This is a genomic window from Thermoflavifilum thermophilum, assembly GCF_900116565.1.
In the GTDB taxonomy this organism is placed as follows: domain Bacteria; phylum Bacteroidota; class Bacteroidia; order Chitinophagales; family Chitinophagaceae; genus Thermoflavifilum; species Thermoflavifilum thermophilum.
On sequence record NZ_FPCJ01000001.1, the window covers coordinates 200,492 to 216,758 of the forward strand.

The following is a 16,267-nucleotide window of genomic DNA, read 5'->3' on the forward strand; positions in this document are numbered from 1 at the left end:
CCTCTAAGTTAATTCATTCTGAGCAATCCCGAAATCTGCCCTTCATCCTGCCACAACATTCTTCTGTTTTTCCATTTCTATGGCTTTGGGAAATAAAATATTGTTTTCCAGATGAATATGCTGATATAAATCCTTTTCAAATTCATCGAGTTTCTGATATAACAACCGATAGCTTTCACAGCCATCTTCCGGAACCTGATATCCGCCGGAAGTGTCATGAATGGCTTTCATGAGCTTCGCCGCTTCATCATGATCCATCATCATCATATTCACCGGATTTTCAATAGTACCGAAAGGTGGATGCTGAAAAGATCTGTTTTCACGAGCACATTTTACCATCTCTTTGATAAACGGGAATAAAATCCGTTCTTCCTTGATCTGATGCGAAAGCATTTCTGATGTCAATGCAGCCACATGCTGAGCTATGGGTAAAAGTTCCGGATGACTGGCGCCATGCCGTTGCGCAACTTTTTCACTTAATTCGCGCAACATGGGAGCAGTGTTGCTCACATATTTGTGATGTACATTTACAATATAATCACACAAAAAATCCAGCTCCCATTCATCAAAATGATGAAGCCTGTCTTCCGGTAAACGTTCTGCCTCCGCCAAAGCCTTGCTCACTTCCTCAATCTGCAAACCTGCATCCCGACAGGCTTCATCCAGAGTTTTGCTGCCATGACAGCAGAAATCAATACCTAATTTCAAGAACACATTTGCCTTGCGCTGATCACTTGCTGCAATGGCTCCTACCGTCTGTGGCTCATGAAGTTTTTTTTTACCAATTTCTACTTCCCACCACTGCGGACCCTGTTGCTTGTATTCCCACGTAAATGTATCGCCGCGTTCTGCCAGCAATTGATAATACAGCGGTTTGGGATCATGGTCATTCAGAATGCTGAAACTATCTCCTTCTTTCAGCTCATCGAAATGCTGGAAAATAGTTGGATGCTTCAACTTGGGCGGAATCTGGGTAACATCCAATTGGTGCGTGTGTGCCATAATGATCAATGTTTAATGTGAAACCATATATTTTGATGAAACAGAAAAAATTTTCATGGTTTTCCATCCGAGAAAAAGCAAACAAGGAATTTTCAGCAACTCAGTCCCAACAAATACCCAATGAATGGTTGTCATGGGTAACACATGCCCCTGAATAACTTGCTGCGCCTGCCTGTCGAGCACCGGAAAAAGCCAGCACGATTCTGCAAGCATGATGAGCATCAAACCAACCCATCCTATCCACAATGTGCTGAATAACTTGCCTGCACGCAACAGGCTGAGCAACAATAACAGAAAAAACATCCACTGAACCATTTGTGATGTTTGGAAAACAACTCTCCCCACTTCAACACCTATTGACAAACTCAGATGAGGAGCCTGAAACTTGACAGGTGCCTCCATAAAACTAATGGCCGAGAAAAAACCCAGCCATACAAAGCTGATCAATACTACCAAACCATCAGTTATAAAAGATTGTTTGTGATTGTTTGCTGAAACCGGCTGTATAGTTTTTGCAATCTGTTCCATACATAAAAAATAAAAATACCTTTTTATCTTTTTTATGAGTAAATTTTTTATCTTTTCAATACAGGTTTTTCAGCATCCTCCTCAGCAAACTGGGCAATGGTCATAGATCGCAAGGAATTTCTGATTTCATCCCTGATTTGCTTGAAATCATCGTGCAACGGACATGGACGCGCATCCGAACAATAACGAAGACCTAACGCACAGCCTTCAAATACATCCGGTCCGTCCATAGCTACTACCACTTCCTCCAAAGTTTGTTTCATAGCTCTTTTATCTAAATAAAAGCCACCATTAGGTCCTTTGGCAGACTGAATGATATTCCGCTTGCTAAGAAACTGCAGAATCTTAGCGATAAAATGCACAGGCGAATCAATTCCTTTGGCAACTTCTCGTATGCTTACCTTTTTTCCATTCCTGCTTTGATGAGCAATAAAAATAACTGCCCGAATTGCATATTCACAGCTTTTGGAAAAAATCATGTGATTTGATTTGTAGCAAAGTTATAAAATTAAAAATAATAAATAAAAGAGTTTTTTGTCTATAATATGATTTAACATTCATTTGACATGTCTATGGAACAAGCAATATTTCAAACAGATGATAAATTTTAAATGCTAAAAGTATATGGCAAATTCGAGCATGATGTTTGTTATCAAATTGTCAATGGTTTCACTTAAAAACATATGCTATGAGAAAGATGATGATGGCAGCGATGCTATTTGCCGCTGCAGGCCTCATGCTGATGGCCTTCCGCCCCTCGCCCACCACGGGTTCATCGCAATCATTATCCGCCTCAGCCGTAGTGGATACGGTTCCTGCTCATGCTGATTCTACCTCAGGAACTGATACTGCGGGTGAAAAAACGGATACTCCCGCCATCCAGGTGGACACTGGTAGTACCACACCACCTGGTATTTGAGCAGCTACCTGTGCATGGCAAAATTGCCATGCACATTTTTTTATTTACATCAAAATATCTTACCGAAAATGATACATGAGCTGAGCTGTGAAAAAGAAGAAAGATTCTGATTCCTGATGAGTAAAACCGGGAGTATGGGTTGGAAATATCCAGTAGGGTGTAAAGGAAGCTTCCCACTGAGAAAGTTTCACGGATAACGGTAGATGAAGTTCCAGGGATAACAACTGGTATTGTTTCACGGCTTTTTGTTGCTGCTCAGTGATTTCCTGCAGTGGTAAATCGGGTACCAAAGAGGATTGCCGAAGGGTTTTGGTGTAATATGTTTTATAAAAAGTTTGTGTGCCTGCATCCAAAGCTACAACAGGTTTACATATAAACACTGGCTTATGCAACAATGTGAGGGGAATGCCTATTTGGAGCTGATTGAGCCAGTCATGCGAATCTGTGCTTATTACATAACTCGTTTCCAATGATGTTTCAATATGTGGAGAAGTATACATGAGATTGATATCACCAATTCCTTTGAGTGACGAAAGCAGATCGGCCTGTGCTGTGTCCATCCAGTACTGGCTGTATGAAAAAATAACGGAGATTCTTTTGCTTGCATGCCATACATAGCCGGGTGTGAGACTGATTCCTTCCCAGGTTTTTCCTTGCTGGCCAGCGTGCAGATAGCTGAGCATACTCAGGAAAAATCCGGGTTTTGAAGTAAGTGTAAGGGAAGGCATCCAATAAGCCATGGAGGTGGAATCACGCCGACCACCATAAGTGAATTGGGAAAGATAGGTAATACCTGCATGCAGTTTCAATGCAGAAGTTGAATCAGTGGTTTGTGCCGAGGCTGGCCGGCAAAGCATAAAGGAAATGAACAGAATACCGGATATCCTTCTCCACATGGAATAAGATTTTGAACCTGCCTGCCGGCAGGCAGGAGTGAAGTAAAAAAGGATCGGGAAGTGACTTGCCTACTGGCAGGCAGGTCCCGATCCTGTGGTTAAAAATTACTGATGGATATTTCCCTTGGCCTGGGTCTCACCGGATACTTTCACCTCATTGTTGCCAGCTTTGGCCTGTACCTGGGTTTTACCCTGCTGTTGAGTTTGGATAGATGATGCATTTGCATGGGTTTCGCCCTGCACAGAGCCGGAAGCCGATATCTGGGTGCTGTTGGCAGCTTTTTGGGCTTTCTTTGCTTGCTTACGGGCTTCTTGTGCAGCTCTACGAGCCATTTTCCTTTCATGTTTGACCAGCGCATGCGAGGAGGCATTTACCTGCGTGCTTTGTTTGGCTTCGGCTTGTGCAGCCGTGTTAAGGCCATTAGCAGCCATGCCACCGGAAGCTGATATAGCTGTTGCAGCATTCCCGTTTAAAGCTGTGGTAGTACTTTGTGCAGTTTGCGCTGCAGCATGAGCTGTTTGCGTAGCAGCCTGAGTAGCCTCATGCGTAATTGACTGGGTTGCCGGCATAGCTGCATGAGCGGCAGCCTGAGTAGCTGTTTGTACACCTACATTCACCTGAGCATAACTCAAGGTAGCCATCGCGCAACCCATCATCAGAAAAGCCAGCATTTGCAAATTCCTTTTCATAGTACATAGGTTTTTAGGTGAAATAATGAAGAAACAAAATGAAAACTAACAATTAAAAACCAACAACCATGCCAGAATGGAATCAGGAGGAAATATTTATCAGGCAGGATAAATCAAAGGACATACATTAAATGAAAGGGAAACGAATCAGAAAACCATTCTTAGTAACATGATGAGAAATGGCTATTCGTGCGGCAAGCACATAGGCCGCTGCTGTGCTATCAACATCAGATCGGCCAGCACAATGGCTGTTACAGCTTCCAATACAACAGGCACACGCAATGCAATGCAGAGATCATGCCGGCCTTTTACACTGAAAGGTTCTACTTGTCCGGAACGCAGATTCAACGTATGCTGGGTCATGGGTGTGGAAGATGTGGGTTTTACCACCACGCGAAAAACAAGCGGATTGCCATTGGTGAGTCCGCCCACCACCCCACCTGCATGATTGGTAGCAGTTTTACCACTGGCATCGAGAATGGCATCATTGTGTTCACTGCCGAACATCCGCGCTGCCCGAAATCCGGCACCAAATTCAATACCTTTAATAGCCGGAATGGAAAATACCGCATGGGCAAGCAATGACTCTACCGAATCAAAAAAAGGTTCGCCCAATCCTATAGGAAGGCCCGTGGCCACACATTCCACAATGCCGCCAATCGAATCCTTGGCTGCTATGGCTTTTTCCAATCCTTTTTCCGGATCAACCTCGCCACCAATTTCCAGAATACGCGCCTGCACGTCCACGGGTGGAGTGCCCTGTTGGAGAATCTTTTTGGCAATCACACCGGCAGCCACCAGAGGTAATGTCAGGCGACCGCTGAAATGCCCGCCTCCTCGGTAATCTTCGTATCCGCCGTATTTGATCCTTGCTACAAAATCGGCATGCCCCGGGCGAGGAACATCCCGCTGTTTTTCGTAATCAGCCGATCGGGTATTCTGATTTTCAAACCAGATCATGATAGGTGATCCGGTGGTATGCGCCTGAAAAACACCTGATTGAAGAATGGGCAGATCCGCCTCCTGCCGGGGCGTGGTACCTTTGGCGCCGGCCTTGCGGCGGGCAATATCCGGCATGAAATCATCCACACACAAGGGAATACCCGCTGGACAGCCATCCACCACAATCCCTACTCCGGGCCCATGCGATTCACCAAATATGGAAATCCGAAATATCCTTCCGAAGCTATTCATATTTCCTCCATCAAGGTTAAAATTGAGAATGCTGCTCTCAGGACAAAATGCTGGGAGCCTGAACGGGTCTTATTTTCCCCCCAATCTGACTGAGGTGCTGCCAGAATTCCGGATAGGACTTGTTTACAGCTTCTGCATGCTGCACGGTAATCTCGCCCGTACCGGCCAGTGCAGCCACAGCTGTGGCCATGGCAATGCGATGGTCGTGATGGGAAAATACAGACGCCGACTTAATTTTGCCTCCCTTAATGAGCATTTCATCACCGGAAATCTGAATATCAATCCCCATTTTCCTAAATTCTTCCTGCAAAGTTTTGCCCCTGTTGCTTTCCTTATGGAGGAGGCGGTTGACTCCCTTCAGCCTCGTTATACCCCGACAATGAGCCGCCAGCGCTACCAAAGGTGGAAAAAGATCTGGGCAATCCGTGGCATCGAAATCAAATCCGCGAAGTTCATGGCGCTGTACGGTAAGCCGGTCATCATCCCAGATTAAGAAGGCACCCGCGTCGTACAAAGCCTGCGTGATGGCTCTGTCGGGCTGAGCTGATTGTCTCGAAAGATGTCGCAGGGTAACTTTACCCGCGATAGCTGCAGCTACCAGCAGAAAAGCTGCACCACTCCAATCTCCCTCCACCGTGTAGGTGGTGGGCCGATAGGTTTGTTTTCTGGCAAATGAAAATTTCTGATATCCCTCGCGCCCAACCTTCACCCCAAAAATATCCATGATCTGCAGGGTCAGATCCACGTATTCCCGGCTTTTCAGGTCCTGCACCCGGATCTCTGCATCGCTGGCTTTTGCACCAAAAGCCATCAACAGTCCGGTCAGAAACTGGGAACTCAACGAACCATCCACGGTAATGGAAGCGGGCTGCAGTGGCCCGCGAATCCGAAGGGGCGGAAGCCCTTGATTTGTTTCACAGGATACTCCCAGCCGGGGCAACACCTCTTCAAAAAAATGCATAGGCCGTTTTAGCAGGCTTCCTTCCCCGGTGATGGTTAACTCACCCTCATATAAAGCAGCCACAGGCGTAAACATGCGCATGCATAAACCTGCTTCTCCACAATGAATCACAGCAGAGCGGGGATGAATACCCCGGCTTGTGACTTCCACCAACTGGTCGTGCACAAGGACATCTGCTCCCAGTGCCTGCACCACCCCCATTGCCGCCCGGCAATCATCGCTGAATCCTGCATTGCGGATGACAGTTTTCCCTTCGGCCAATAAGGCCGCTGCCAACGCTCTTTGCATGGCACTTTTGGAAGGATTGGCTTTGATATCGCCATCGATTATCGAACTGCTGACAACTATTTCCATTTCAATCTGCAAAACTATATTTGGATAAAAACAATGTCATCGCTTATTTTCAATTCTCATCATTTACCAATACACAGGCAGCATGCGCTCCAGCTCCTGCAAAGGAATGGGCACAATACGAGCCTGACCGATGGTTTCCAGCAAAATAAAATGCAGGACATCCTTCTCCCGCTTTTTATCATGACGCAGACAATCCCACACCTCATTCCAGTCCAGGTCTGGCAAAGTGGTTGGCAATCCATAAGCCTGCAACAGATTGCTGATGCGCTGCGTTTCGACTGGTTTCAATCCTGATAATTGCTCAGAAAGCTGGCAGGCTACCCGCATACCTACGCTAATCGCCTGTCCGTGCGGGATTTCAATCACCTTTTCGATGGCATGTCCCAGGGTATGCCCGAAATTCAAAAACCGACGGATTCCTTTTTCAAAAGGATCTTCCGTTACGATACGCAATTTATGTTCAAGAGATGTTAGGATAAGATGAAACACGGTTTCTGCATCGCCTTGCAGGGCTTGCTGGCGATGATGTTCCAGAAATTCGAACAAATCATGATCAGCAATACAGGCATATTTGATGATTTCAGCAAACCCATTTTGCCATTCCTGCCGGGGAAGGCTTTGCAACAATGCTGGATCCATGAGCACAAACCTGGGCTGGCGAATAGTACCTACCAGATTCTTATATTTTCCGAAATCAATTCCATTTTTGCCTCCTATGCTGGCATCCACCTGTGCCAGCAGCGTGGTAGGCACAAAGCCAAAGGGCAGGCCCCGCATATACACAGCCGCCAGAAAACCCACCAGATCCGTAACCACGCCACCTCCTACACCCACCAGATGCCAGCTGCGATCGACTTGCATTTGGCACAAAATATCAATCAGGCTGTGCATCATATCCCAACTTTTGCTGGCTTCTCCAGCCGGGACAATGCATGTTTGCCAGCCATCCAACAGCGGAGGATGATATCGGGCAACCTGTTCATCTACCAACAAGACCGTACGATCAACCGGAACCAATTCACGCAGCTGTTCCCAGGAATATCCCACATAATAATCGGTAACCTCCTGGCCGATGGTATGGTGAATAAGTTTGGTAAATGACATAATCAGGATGTTTGCTGCGGATGATCGTAATCCATCATTACTTTATGCTGCCGGTTGATGGATTCCAGGTGCACGGCATCATAAAATTTCAGGATAAAATCCTTGCTTAAACCCAGTTTTTCTCCTTTTTTCAGTGCTCTCTCCAGAATCTCATTCCAGCGATTGGTTTGCAGAATGGTAATATTGTTTTCCTTTTTGTAAATCCCGATTTTCTCGGCTATTTTCATGCGATTGCCCAACAACGTCAGGATTTCATCGTCAATGTGATTGATTTGTTCGCGGAATTTGGCCAGGGCATTCAGAAAGGCTTCTTTTTCGGTGGTTTCTTGCCTCCATTCTATTTGCTGGAGCAGCTCTGCAAGCCGTTCGGGTGTGATTTGCTGTTTGGCATCGCTCCAGGCGTTGTCCGGATCAATATGGGTTTCAATCATCAGCCCGTCATAATCCAGGTTAATGGCTTTCTGGGCCACTTCAAACAGCAGATCCCGACGCCCGCAGATATGGCTGGGATCGCACAACATGGGCAGTTCCGGCATGCGGCGCTTCAGCTCAATGGGAATATGCCACATGGGTGCATTGCGGTATTCCGTATTGCCGTAGTTGGAAAAACCCCGGTGAATAACACCAACATGCGCGATATTGGCTTTTTTCAGCCGCTCTATGCTTCCCTGCCAGAGTTCCAGATCCGGATTGAGCGGGTTTTTAATGAAAACCGGAATGGTCGTTCCCTGCAGCGCATCGGCCAGTTCCTGCACGGAAAACGGATTCACGGTTGTACGAGCTCCAATCCACACCATATCAATGCCTTCTTTCAGGCACTCTTCCACATGACGGGCCGTAGCCACTTCCACAATCAGCGGCAGTCCGGTAATTTCTCTTGCTTTTTTTAACCATTGCAGGGCTTCGGTACCCACACCTTCAAACATGCCGGGCTTGGTACGTGGTTTCCATACGCCTGCCCTGAAAGCATCGACCCTGCCGGTTTTGGCGAGCCTGATAGCTGTTTCCAGCACCTGAAATTCTGTCTCGGCGCTGCACGGACCGGAAATGATTACCGGTTGTTTCTGCTGAAGTTTCTGCCAGATGGACTGGGCAGTTGCAACTTTTTCCATATGAATGCAAATTAAAGGTTTGTCAAATTGTTTATTGATCAATGAATAATTTTCCGGATGGCATTAGCTTCCTGGATGAGTTTGTAGAAACCTTCATAATCCTCATCCACCAACATTTGCTTGATGCGTTTTAGCTGATGGATATGCTCATACAACACATCCAGCACATTATGCCGGTTTTGCTGAAAGATCGGAATCCAGGTGTCGGGCGAGCTTTTGGCCAGACGTACGGTTGAAGCAAAACCTCCGCTTGCCAAATCGAAAATGGCTTTTTCTTCTTTTTCCTTTTCCAACACCGTAAGGGCCAACGCAAACGAGGTGATATGGGAAATATGGGAAACATAAGCTGCATGCAGATCATGGGAAGCCGCATCCATGTAGATAAGCCGGCAACCCAATGTTTCATACATTTTTTTCACCTGCTCTACGGCGTCAGGATCACTTTCATCGATATTGCAAAGCACTACGTTTTTCCCACAAAACAATTTTTCAACAGCAGCCTCTGGGCCTGAATATTCTGTCCCTGCCATAGGGTGCGATGCCACCAGCCGGCCCCTGCGCGGATGGTTGGCTACTGCCTGCAGAATTTTTTCCTTGGTTGAACCCACTTCCACCACAATCTGCCTGTCAGCCTCATCCAGTACGGCAGGGAGCAAATGCAGCAGGGCATTTACCGGTACGGCCAGCACCACCAAATCGGCTTTGCGAATGGCATCGGGGAGTTCACAAATTTCATCTACCAACTTTCTTTCCAATGCCTGGGATGCATGCCGGGAATTAGCCTCTACCCCCATAAGCCTGGTGGCGATCCCTGTTCTTCGCAGCTCCAGTGCCAGTGATCCCCCTATCAATCCGATTCCCACAATAGCTATTTTCATACGCGTGTAGTTTCAGGAATTTGCAAATATGTATGTTGAATTCGATGGAGAGCTTCTTCCAGCACAGATTCGGGCTGGCAAAGGCTCAATCGTACATATTGTTCCCCTTGTTGCCCGAAAATGCCGCCCGGCGTAATAAACACATGTGCCTGATGGAGCACCGCATCGCTGAAAGCAAAGCCATCCGGCCAGCCGGAGGGAATACGTGCCCAAACAAACAATCCTGCCTGCCGGGGATTCCACGTGCAACCCAATTGCCTGAGCAATGCCCATATCTTTTCCCGCCGGCGTGCATAGGTTTCATTCAGGCTTTGATACCAGGAGGCAGGTAATGACAAAGCCTTGGCCGCTGCCAGCTGCACAGGCAGAAACATACCCGAATCCATGTTGCTTTTAAACCGCAGTACTTCGCTGATGCGACCGGCCTGTCCGCAAAGCATCCCCACCCGCCATCCGGCCATGTTGGCCGATTTGCTGAGTGAATTCAGCTCCAAGACTACCTCTTTGGCTCCAGACACAGCCAAAATGCTCATGGGTTCGTCGTTCAGAATAAAACTGTAGGGATTATCATGGCAAAGCAAAATGCCATGCCGGGATGCAAAATCCACACATTGTTCAAAAAACGCACGCGTAGGCAAGGTTCCGGTTGGCATGTGAGGATAATTCAACCACATGATTTTAACCTTTCGCAAATCCTCTTGGGACAGAGCCTCAAAGTCGGGCAGCCAGCCTCGATCTTCCCGCAGGGCGTATGTGCGGCAAACGGCCCCTGCCAGCTGTGATGCCGCCCGATAGGTAGGATAGCCCGGATCAGGCACCAGAACTTCATCACCTTCATTCAAATAGGTCATGCTAATATGCATTATCCCTTCCTTTGATCCCATAAGGGGGAGGATCTCCGATTCGGGATCGAGGTGCACCTGGTACCATTTTTCATAAAATGCCGCCATAGCTTCCCGCAATGCTTTGGCTCCGCGATATGACTGATAACCATGCACATCAGCTCTGGAGGCTTGTTCAGCCAGCGTGGTGATTACATCCGGATGCGGCGGCAGATCTGGGCTGCCAATGCCCAGATTGATGACCTGTGCACCGGATTGATTCAAAACTTCGATCTCCCGAAGCTTTTTTGAAAAATAATATTCGTCAGTGCCTTGTAATCTGTTGGCCAGCGAAAGCTTATTCATATGGTTTGTCCTTTTTGATAAACACCTAAAATCTTCAAATCACGTGTCAGGGGTTGAATGTCCCGGATAACCGTTTCAAACTGGGAAAAATGGTCAAATTCCATATCCACGTAGAAATAATATTTCCACTCAGAGCCCGGTATAGGATGGGATTGTAACTTGGAAAGATTGATACCGCCATCGGCAATCTTTACCAGCACCCGAGCCAGGCTTCCCCGCGTATGATCGGTTTGAAAACAAATGGAAGATTTATTCACGCCATCCGGAAAAGCGGTTTGTTTATCGCGACTTAAAATCAGAAAACGGGTATAATTTTTTTTCATGGTGTGGATGTTGGGAGCCACAATTTTCAGCTGATAGATTTCAGCAGCAAGCTTACTGGCAATAGCAGCAACATGCCGGGCCCTGTACTGGCGCAGATGACGGGCACTCAATGCCGTATCTTCTGTTTCAACCAGCTTCCATTCCGGATGTTTTTCCAAAAACTCAGCACATTGCAGCAATGCCATGGGATGCGAATGTACTTCCCGGATATCATCCAGATCATATTCAGGGAGCATCATCAGATGTTGCCTGATGTTCAGGTAAATTTCACCAATAATAGTCAACTCATAACGCTGCAACAAATGATAATTGGGTAGAATGCTACCAGCCAAGGAATTTTCAATGGCCATCACACCCCGATCTACTTCCCGGCGATGAACTTTTCTGACTACATCTGAAAAGGTGCTGCAGGGTAATATTTCGAGCTGGCGGGAATGAAAATATTCCTGAGCTGCAATCTGATGAAAACTTCCTTCAAATCCCTGAATAGCAATGCGCATACATCAGCATTTAAAAAAAATCCCGCCTTTTTGGGAGGCGGGATTGAATATGGATCGTTTTTCCTTTGCACTATGGCTGCTTCAAGCGAGTCCCGCCTCCTTCAGGGAAGGAGAAATAAAAAAAGAAATAGTAAAACGGCGAATGTGCCACCGTGGCTTGTTTAATATTTACTATTTCTAATGCGGAACTCATAAATAATTTTCAATGCTTGGACAAAGATAAAAAAGGATTTTGAAAAGCTCCAAAAATTTTTAGAAAAAAATAAAGGCTGCCGGAGCAGCCTTTGTGTAAGATCCTGACCACGCTGGCCGATTACATTTGCATGTGGCTGGTATCAGCATGGCTGGTATCGGCGTGCTGGGTGGTGTCGGTAGCAGCAGGAGCTGCAGGAGCAGCTTGTTCTGTTGGTTGTACAGAAGTAGTGTCCTGAGCGCTCTTGTTGGAGCCACTACCACAAGCAGTTGCCAGCATGCCCACTAACAGGGCCAGCATTCCAAGTTTTAACACGTTTTTCATTGCAATGAAATTTTAAATGGTGAATGAATTTTCCATTTATCCGATTTTTGAAAAAAGGTAACCCATCTCTGATAAAAAATTTTTTGGTTATTTTGGGTTACCTGCAAACCAAATCCGGGATTAATCAGTGAGTAGTTTATCTGTTTCAAAAAAAGCCAAGGATGCAGCCTTGCTCGACCGGCTGCTCTGCCATGACCGGGAAGCGTTGCAGCAAATTTATGAGAGCTGCTTCCCGATGATCAAAGCACTGGTAAAAAAGAACAATGGGTTGGAAGAAGATGCGGAAGATATTTTCCAGGAAACCCTGATCATTTTGCTGGAACGCGCGCAGTCGCCCGACTTTACCCTGACTTGCAGGCTGAAAACATACATTTATGCTGTAAGCAAGCATCTGTGGCTGAAACGCCTGGAATCAACCCAACGCCAGCTGCCCCTGGCCGATGGACTTGCTGACTGGATTCCCGTCACAGATGATATTGCGCAACATGAAGAACGAGATCAGGCATTCCGGAATATGGAAGCAGCCTTGAATCAACTCGGAGAACCCTGCAGAAGCCTGCTTGAACATTATTATATTATGAACAAAAGCATGGCAGAAATTGCTGAAATATTTGGCTATACAAATGCAGATAATGCCAAAACTCAAAAATATAAATGTTTGATGCGTTTGAAAAAGATATTCTTTGCTTATCAAACAAATAAATCTGGTAAGCCATTTTCTGAACCTTAACTTTATCGGGTATGGAAATGAGAAGTGAATGGATGGATCGCATACATCGTTATCTTCAGGGCGAAATGGATACAGCTGAAGAAGCTGAATTCCTGAATTTGCAGGAACAGGATCCCCAGTTGCGTCGTTGGGTGGAAGAGGAACGCCAGTTTATTCATGTCCTAAAAACCGGTTTACATCGACAATGGATTAAACAGACGTTTGCCTCTCAGTCGCCCATCCGGCATCATACCTATCCGGGTGTCAGGCTCATCAAAACCGGCAAGGAATGGCTTGCACATGTTGCAGTGGCTGCAACCGTGGCTTTGCTGGTATCATTGGTCGCTTTCTGGTCATTTAATCAATTTTACATCCGTCCGAATAAAATAGGATATGTAGATCTGCGCCGCGCCATTGATAATATCCAACGCTCACAATATGCCTTGATGAACGATATGCATCATAATGGTAAAACTCCTGCCAATCCAGGCACCTATGGCGGCAGCGGATTTCTCATTTCAGACAATGGCTACCTGGTCACCAATTATCATGTCGTCCGCAATGCAGATTCCATTTATGTGCAGGATAACAAGGGCAATACCTACAAGGCTATAATGGTATTTCAGAATCCGCATGCGGATCTTGCGGTTTTGAAAATCACCGATACCAGTTTTTGTATGAATGGGGCACTTCCGTATGTCCTTTCCGCGGCAGAAGCTCCGCTGGGTGAGCCGGTATTTACCCTGGGTTATCCTAAAGATGAAATCGTTTATGGTGAGGGCTATATCAGTTCAGAAACGGGTTATCGGGACGACAGTACGGCTTATCAGCTTTCCATCCCCGTAAATCCCGGTAATAGCGGCGGACCTTTATTCGACAGCAAAGGCAGAATCATCGGCATCATCAGTGGCAAAGAAGGTGAATCAAATCAGATTGCATTTGCCATAAAAGCTACCTACCTGAAAGCCATTCTCGACAGCCTGCCTGCCGATTTTAACAAACGAGCCATTCTTCATTCACGCGGGTCAAGGAATATTGCCCGTGCTGATTCGTACAATAACCGCGTTGCCATGCTTAAGCGGCTGAAGGATTATGTGATGATGGTGAAAGTGTACAATTAATTTCGAATGGGCACTCCCTCGCACCGATATTGTGTTCTGAAAAGCTGAAATATTTATCAAGATTGGTACAGCCTACATGATGGCATCGTATGCCAATCTCGTACGATGTATTTATCTTTATCCGCCTGAAATCAGCAATTATTTATGGACTTGCATCTGAACGGAAAAGTATTCATTGTCACGGGAGGCGCTAAAGGCATAGGTGCTGCTATCTCCGAAGTATTGTGTGCAGAGGGGGCTGCCGTAGTGATCGCCGGAAGAAATGCAGCCGATAATGCTCATCAGTTAAGCACCTTAAAAGAAAAAGGATATACGGCCTGGGCTGTGGAAGCTGAACTTACCCGGGTTGATGATTGCAAAAAAGTGGTGGATTTCACCTGGCAAACTTGCCAGCGTATTGACGGATTGGTAAACAATGCAGGAGTCAATGACGGCGTGGGTCTGGAAAACGGCGATCCGGAGCGGTTTATGCAATCCCTGCAAAAAAATCTGCTGCATTACTACGTCATGGCTCATTTGGCACTGCCAGCCCTGAAACAATCCCGCGGAGCTATTGTAAACATCGGCTCAAAAGTATCCTTAACAGGTCAGGGTCATACATCGGGTTATGCAGCGGCCAAAGGTGCCATCAATGCTCTTACGCGGGAATGGGCTGTGGAATTGTTACCCTATGACATACGCGTCAATACCGTGATACCGGCAGAAGTGTGGACGCCCCTGTACGCTTCCTGGATCCAAACCTTTCCTGATCCGGAAACAAAACTGGCTTCGATAACCCGACATATTCCGCTGGGTAAACGCATGACCAAACCAGAAGAAATTGCCGATATGGTTGCATTTTTGCTTTCTGATCGTTCGTCCCATACCACCGGACAAATCATGGTGGTTGATGGAGGATATACCCATCTGGATCGTGCCATTGATGTTTCGTGAATTGCTTTTTTAGCTGATATGCCACACATTCATCATTCAACCTGTCCTGTTTGCTTTTCTGCTGCCATTCAATTCTGCACACGGGTGCAGGATCATGCCGTTACAAAAGAATGGTTTGAACTATGGTCATGTGCAGATTGCAAGGCTCTTTTTACACAGGACATACCCGATCCATCCACAATAGCTGCCTATTATCATTCCGAGAACTATATTTCACATACAGACACCCGGAAAGGACTACTGTTTAAGGCATATCATGCAGCCCGCTGGCTGGCTTTACGCCGGAAATACTTGCTCATCCGTAAAGCCTTTCATACTTATGTTCCAACATGGGAGATGCATGCCTTGCAAACTCAGCCAAGTGTACTGGATATAGGATGTGGTACGGGTAGTTTTCTGCATATGATGCAAAGGCATGGTTGGCAGGTTACAGGTATTGAGCCCAGTGAAACAGCACGAAACATAGCAAAGAAAAAATATCAGCTTGATGTGCAGGATCCCATACAGTTGAATACCTTCCCTGATCAGCATTTTACATTGATTACCCTCTGGCATGTGCTGGAACATATTCATGCATTGCATGAAAATCTGTCAACCATTTATCGGCTGCTGCATCCATATGGTCTGGTTTTCATTGCTGTACCCAATTATACTTCGTTCGACGAACGTTTTTTTGGAAATTACTGGGCAGCTTATGATGTGCCCCGGCATTTGTATCATTTTGCACCCCAAACCATGCAATTGCTGCTTGTATCCCATCGGTTTGAATTGGTGAAGATTCTACCCATGCGTATGGATGCATTTTACATTGCATGGCTGAGTTCCCAGTATGCACGTCAGCGACTGCCATTTGCCTACGGTATGATGACGGGTTTTATCAGCTGGCTGCTTTCACAGCACCACCCTATGCAATCCAGCTCATTGCTTTACATAGCCCGTAAATATGGAGCTGATTAACCATCCCTTAACTATTTTTAAAATTGTATTTGCATGCTGTGGTATAGGGTTTGAAATCTATCTTGCATCATTCACTTTAAAATGTAAGCATATGAAAAAGTTACTGATGTCAATGGCCCTGCTGGCCTTCGTATCGGGTACTGCCTTTGCGCAGCATGTAAAAAAAGATACCACGGCTGCCAAAAAATCTTACCACAAGGAACATGTGATGAAGAAAAAAGGCAGTCATCCTGTCAAAAAGGGTGGGAAAGACAGTACTTCTAACGGGGGTAAATAATCCAATACCTCGGTTAGAATCTTTAGCGCAGGTTTTGTCCTGCGCTTTTTTATTTTTTTGCGGCCTTTGCTAATTCATGTTGGCTGGCCAAATATCGTGTTCGT

At 46.2% G+C, this 16,267-nt stretch carries 19 protein-coding genes; 6 read left to right on the forward strand and 13 right to left on the reverse strand.

Annotated elements, in window-relative coordinates:
- Positions 1-42: 42 nt before the first annotated feature.
- Genes ric through BM367_RS00780 form a run of 3 tightly spaced genes read right to left on the reverse strand, consistent with a single transcriptional unit; the run spans position 43 to position 2,009 of the window.
- Positions 43-1,002, reverse strand: coding sequence for an iron-sulfur cluster repair di-iron protein (gene ric / locus BM367_RS00770; protein WP_092460847.1), 960 nt, complete (start codon positions 1,000-1,002; stop codon positions 43-45).
- A gap of 12 nt (positions 1,003-1,014) precedes the next feature.
- Complete coding sequence (locus BM367_RS00775; RefSeq protein WP_092456348.1) at positions 1,015-1,530, reverse strand: hypothetical protein; 516 nt, start codon at positions 1,528-1,530, stop codon at positions 1,015-1,017.
- Between the two features lie 47 nt (positions 1,531-1,577).
- The gene (locus BM367_RS00780) at positions 1,578-2,009 is read right to left on the reverse strand and encodes an RrF2 family transcriptional regulator (protein ID WP_092456352.1); all 432 of its coding nucleotides are present in this window, start codon (positions 2,007-2,009) and stop codon (positions 1,578-1,580) included.
- 209 nt (positions 2,010-2,218) lie between these two features.
- On the opposite strand from BM367_RS00780, the gene BM367_RS00785 reads away from it, so the two are divergent.
- Positions 2,219-2,449 (forward strand): hypothetical protein, encoded by a 231-nt coding sequence (locus BM367_RS00785; RefSeq protein WP_143103912.1) that lies wholly within the window; start codon positions 2,219-2,221, stop codon positions 2,447-2,449.
- 59 nt (positions 2,450-2,508) lie between these two features.
- Here the strand turns inward: BM367_RS00785 and BM367_RS00790 are convergent, their stop codons facing one another.
- The 10 genes from BM367_RS00790 to BM367_RS00835 form a co-directional block, all read right to left on the reverse strand.
- Positions 2,509-3,345 carry a hypothetical protein gene (locus BM367_RS00790; protein ID WP_143103913.1) on the reverse strand — a complete coding sequence of 279 codons (837 nt, stop codon included), beginning with the start codon at positions 3,343-3,345 and terminating at the stop codon, positions 2,509-2,511.
- A gap of 105 nt (positions 3,346-3,450) precedes the next feature.
- On the reverse strand, positions 3,451-4,035 hold the full coding sequence (locus BM367_RS00795; protein WP_092456361.1) for a hypothetical protein: 585 nt from the start codon (positions 4,033-4,035) through the stop codon (positions 3,451-3,453).
- A gap of 183 nt (positions 4,036-4,218) precedes the next feature.
- On the reverse strand, positions 4,219-5,229 hold the full coding sequence (locus BM367_RS00800; protein ID WP_092456363.1) for a chorismate synthase: 1,011 nt from the start codon (positions 5,227-5,229) through the stop codon (positions 4,219-4,221).
- Positions 5,230-5,266: 37 nt separating this feature from the next.
- Positions 5,267-6,544: a 3-phosphoshikimate 1-carboxyvinyltransferase gene (gene aroA / locus BM367_RS00805; protein WP_092456366.1), complete on the reverse strand. Its 1,278-nt coding sequence runs from the start codon at positions 6,542-6,544 to the stop codon at positions 5,267-5,269.
- Positions 6,545-6,607: 63 nt separating this feature from the next.
- Complete coding sequence (aroB, locus tag BM367_RS00810) at positions 6,608-7,648, reverse strand: 3-dehydroquinate synthase (RefSeq protein WP_092456369.1); 1,041 nt, start codon at positions 7,646-7,648, stop codon at positions 6,608-6,610.
- Positions 7,649-7,650: 2 nt separating this feature from the next.
- Positions 7,651-8,760 carry a chorismate mutase gene (locus tag BM367_RS00815; protein ID WP_092456373.1) on the reverse strand — a complete coding sequence of 370 codons (1,110 nt, stop codon included), beginning with the start codon at positions 8,758-8,760 and terminating at the stop codon, positions 7,651-7,653.
- A gap of 38 nt (positions 8,761-8,798) precedes the next feature.
- Positions 8,799-9,638, reverse strand: a complete 840-nt coding sequence (locus tag BM367_RS00820; RefSeq protein ID WP_092456376.1) for a prephenate dehydrogenase — start codon at positions 9,636-9,638, stop codon at positions 8,799-8,801.
- Positions 9,635-10,825: a pyridoxal phosphate-dependent aminotransferase gene (locus tag BM367_RS00825; protein WP_092456379.1), complete on the reverse strand. Its 1,191-nt coding sequence runs from the start codon at positions 10,823-10,825 to the stop codon at positions 9,635-9,637. Before BM367_RS00825 ends, BM367_RS00820 begins: the two co-directional genes overlap by 4 nt.
- On the reverse strand, positions 10,822-11,649 hold the full coding sequence (locus BM367_RS00830) for a prephenate dehydratase (protein ID WP_092456382.1): 828 nt from the start codon (positions 11,647-11,649) through the stop codon (positions 10,822-10,824). The genes BM367_RS00825 and BM367_RS00830 overlap by 4 nt, the downstream gene beginning before the upstream one ends.
- A 313-nt stretch (positions 11,650-11,962) precedes the next feature.
- Positions 11,963-12,166 carry a hypothetical protein gene (locus tag BM367_RS00835; protein WP_092456385.1) on the reverse strand — a complete coding sequence of 68 codons (204 nt, stop codon included), beginning with the start codon at positions 12,164-12,166 and terminating at the stop codon, positions 11,963-11,965.
- Between the two features lie 127 nt (positions 12,167-12,293).
- Here BM367_RS00835 and BM367_RS00840 point away from each other — a divergent pair, with 127 nt between their 5' ends.
- The 5 genes from BM367_RS00840 (at position 12,294) to BM367_RS12070 (ending at position 16,163) form a co-directional block, all read left to right on the forward strand.
- Positions 12,294-12,896 carry an RNA polymerase sigma factor gene (locus tag BM367_RS00840; protein WP_245759859.1) on the forward strand — a complete coding sequence of 201 codons (603 nt, stop codon included), beginning with the start codon at positions 12,294-12,296 and terminating at the stop codon, positions 12,894-12,896.
- An 11-nt stretch (positions 12,897-12,907) separates the two neighbouring features.
- The gene (locus BM367_RS00845; RefSeq protein ID WP_092456387.1) at positions 12,908-13,996 is read left to right on the forward strand and encodes a S1 family peptidase; all 1,089 of its coding nucleotides are present in this window, start codon (positions 12,908-12,910) and stop codon (positions 13,994-13,996) included.
- 144 nt (positions 13,997-14,140) lie between these two features.
- Positions 14,141-14,929: an L-fucose dehydrogenase gene (locus BM367_RS00850; RefSeq protein WP_092456390.1), complete on the forward strand. Its 789-nt coding sequence runs from the start codon at positions 14,141-14,143 to the stop codon at positions 14,927-14,929.
- An 18-nt stretch (positions 14,930-14,947) separates the two neighbouring features.
- Positions 14,948-15,886 carry a class I SAM-dependent methyltransferase gene (locus BM367_RS00855; protein WP_092456393.1) on the forward strand — a complete coding sequence of 313 codons (939 nt, stop codon included), beginning with the start codon at positions 14,948-14,950 and terminating at the stop codon, positions 15,884-15,886.
- A 91-nt stretch (positions 15,887-15,977) separates the two neighbouring features.
- The gene (locus BM367_RS12070; protein ID WP_143103914.1) at positions 15,978-16,163 is read left to right on the forward strand and encodes a hypothetical protein; all 186 of its coding nucleotides are present in this window, start codon (positions 15,978-15,980) and stop codon (positions 16,161-16,163) included.
- Positions 16,164-16,267: the final 104 nt, after the last annotated feature.

Bases quoted from the DNA above. Each gene is read 5' to 3' on its own strand.
- ric (WP_092460847.1), bottom strand. From the start codon at position 1,002: ATGGCACACACGCACCAATTGGATGTTACCCAGATTCCGCCCAAGTTG.
- BM367_RS00775 (WP_092456348.1), bottom strand. From the start codon at position 1,530: ATGGAACAGATTGCAAAAACTATACAGCCGGTTTCAGCAAACAATCAC.
- BM367_RS00780 (WP_092456352.1), bottom strand. From the start codon at position 2,009: ATGATTTTTTCCAAAAGCTGTGAATATGCAATTCGGGCAGTTATTTTT.
- BM367_RS00785 (WP_143103912.1), top strand. From the start codon at position 2,219: ATGAGAAAGATGATGATGGCAGCGATGCTATTTGCCGCTGCAGGCCTC.
- BM367_RS00790 (WP_143103913.1), bottom strand. From the start codon at position 3,345: ATGTGGAGAAGGATATCCGGTATTCTGTTCATTTCCTTTATGCTTTGC.
- BM367_RS00795 (WP_092456361.1), bottom strand. From the start codon at position 4,035: ATGAAAAGGAATTTGCAAATGCTGGCTTTTCTGATGATGGGTTGCGCG.
- BM367_RS00800 (WP_092456363.1), bottom strand. From the start codon at position 5,229: ATGAATAGCTTCGGAAGGATATTTCGGATTTCCATATTTGGTGAATCG.
- aroA (WP_092456366.1), bottom strand. From the start codon at position 6,544: ATGGAAATAGTTGTCAGCAGTTCGATAATCGATGGCGATATCAAAGCC.
- aroB (WP_092456369.1), bottom strand. From the start codon at position 7,648: ATGTCATTTACCAAACTTATTCACCATACCATCGGCCAGGAGGTTACC.
- BM367_RS00815 (WP_092456373.1), bottom strand. From the start codon at position 8,760: ATGGAAAAAGTTGCAACTGCCCAGTCCATCTGGCAGAAACTTCAGCAG.
- BM367_RS00820 (WP_092456376.1), bottom strand. From the start codon at position 9,638: ATGAAAATAGCTATTGTGGGAATCGGATTGATAGGGGGATCACTGGCA.
- BM367_RS00825 (WP_092456379.1), bottom strand. From the start codon at position 10,825: ATGAATAAGCTTTCGCTGGCCAACAGATTACAAGGCACTGACGAATAT.
- BM367_RS00830 (WP_092456382.1), bottom strand. From the start codon at position 11,649: ATGCGCATTGCTATTCAGGGATTTGAAGGAAGTTTTCATCAGATTGCA.
- BM367_RS00835 (WP_092456385.1), bottom strand. From the start codon at position 12,166: ATGAAAAACGTGTTAAAACTTGGAATGCTGGCCCTGTTAGTGGGCATG.
- BM367_RS00845 (WP_092456387.1), top strand. From the start codon at position 12,908: ATGGAAATGAGAAGTGAATGGATGGATCGCATACATCGTTATCTTCAG.
- BM367_RS00850 (WP_092456390.1), top strand. From the start codon at position 14,141: ATGGACTTGCATCTGAACGGAAAAGTATTCATTGTCACGGGAGGCGCT.
- BM367_RS00855 (WP_092456393.1), top strand. From the start codon at position 14,948: ATGCCACACATTCATCATTCAACCTGTCCTGTTTGCTTTTCTGCTGCC.
- BM367_RS12070 (WP_143103914.1), top strand. From the start codon at position 15,978: ATGAAAAAGTTACTGATGTCAATGGCCCTGCTGGCCTTCGTATCGGGT.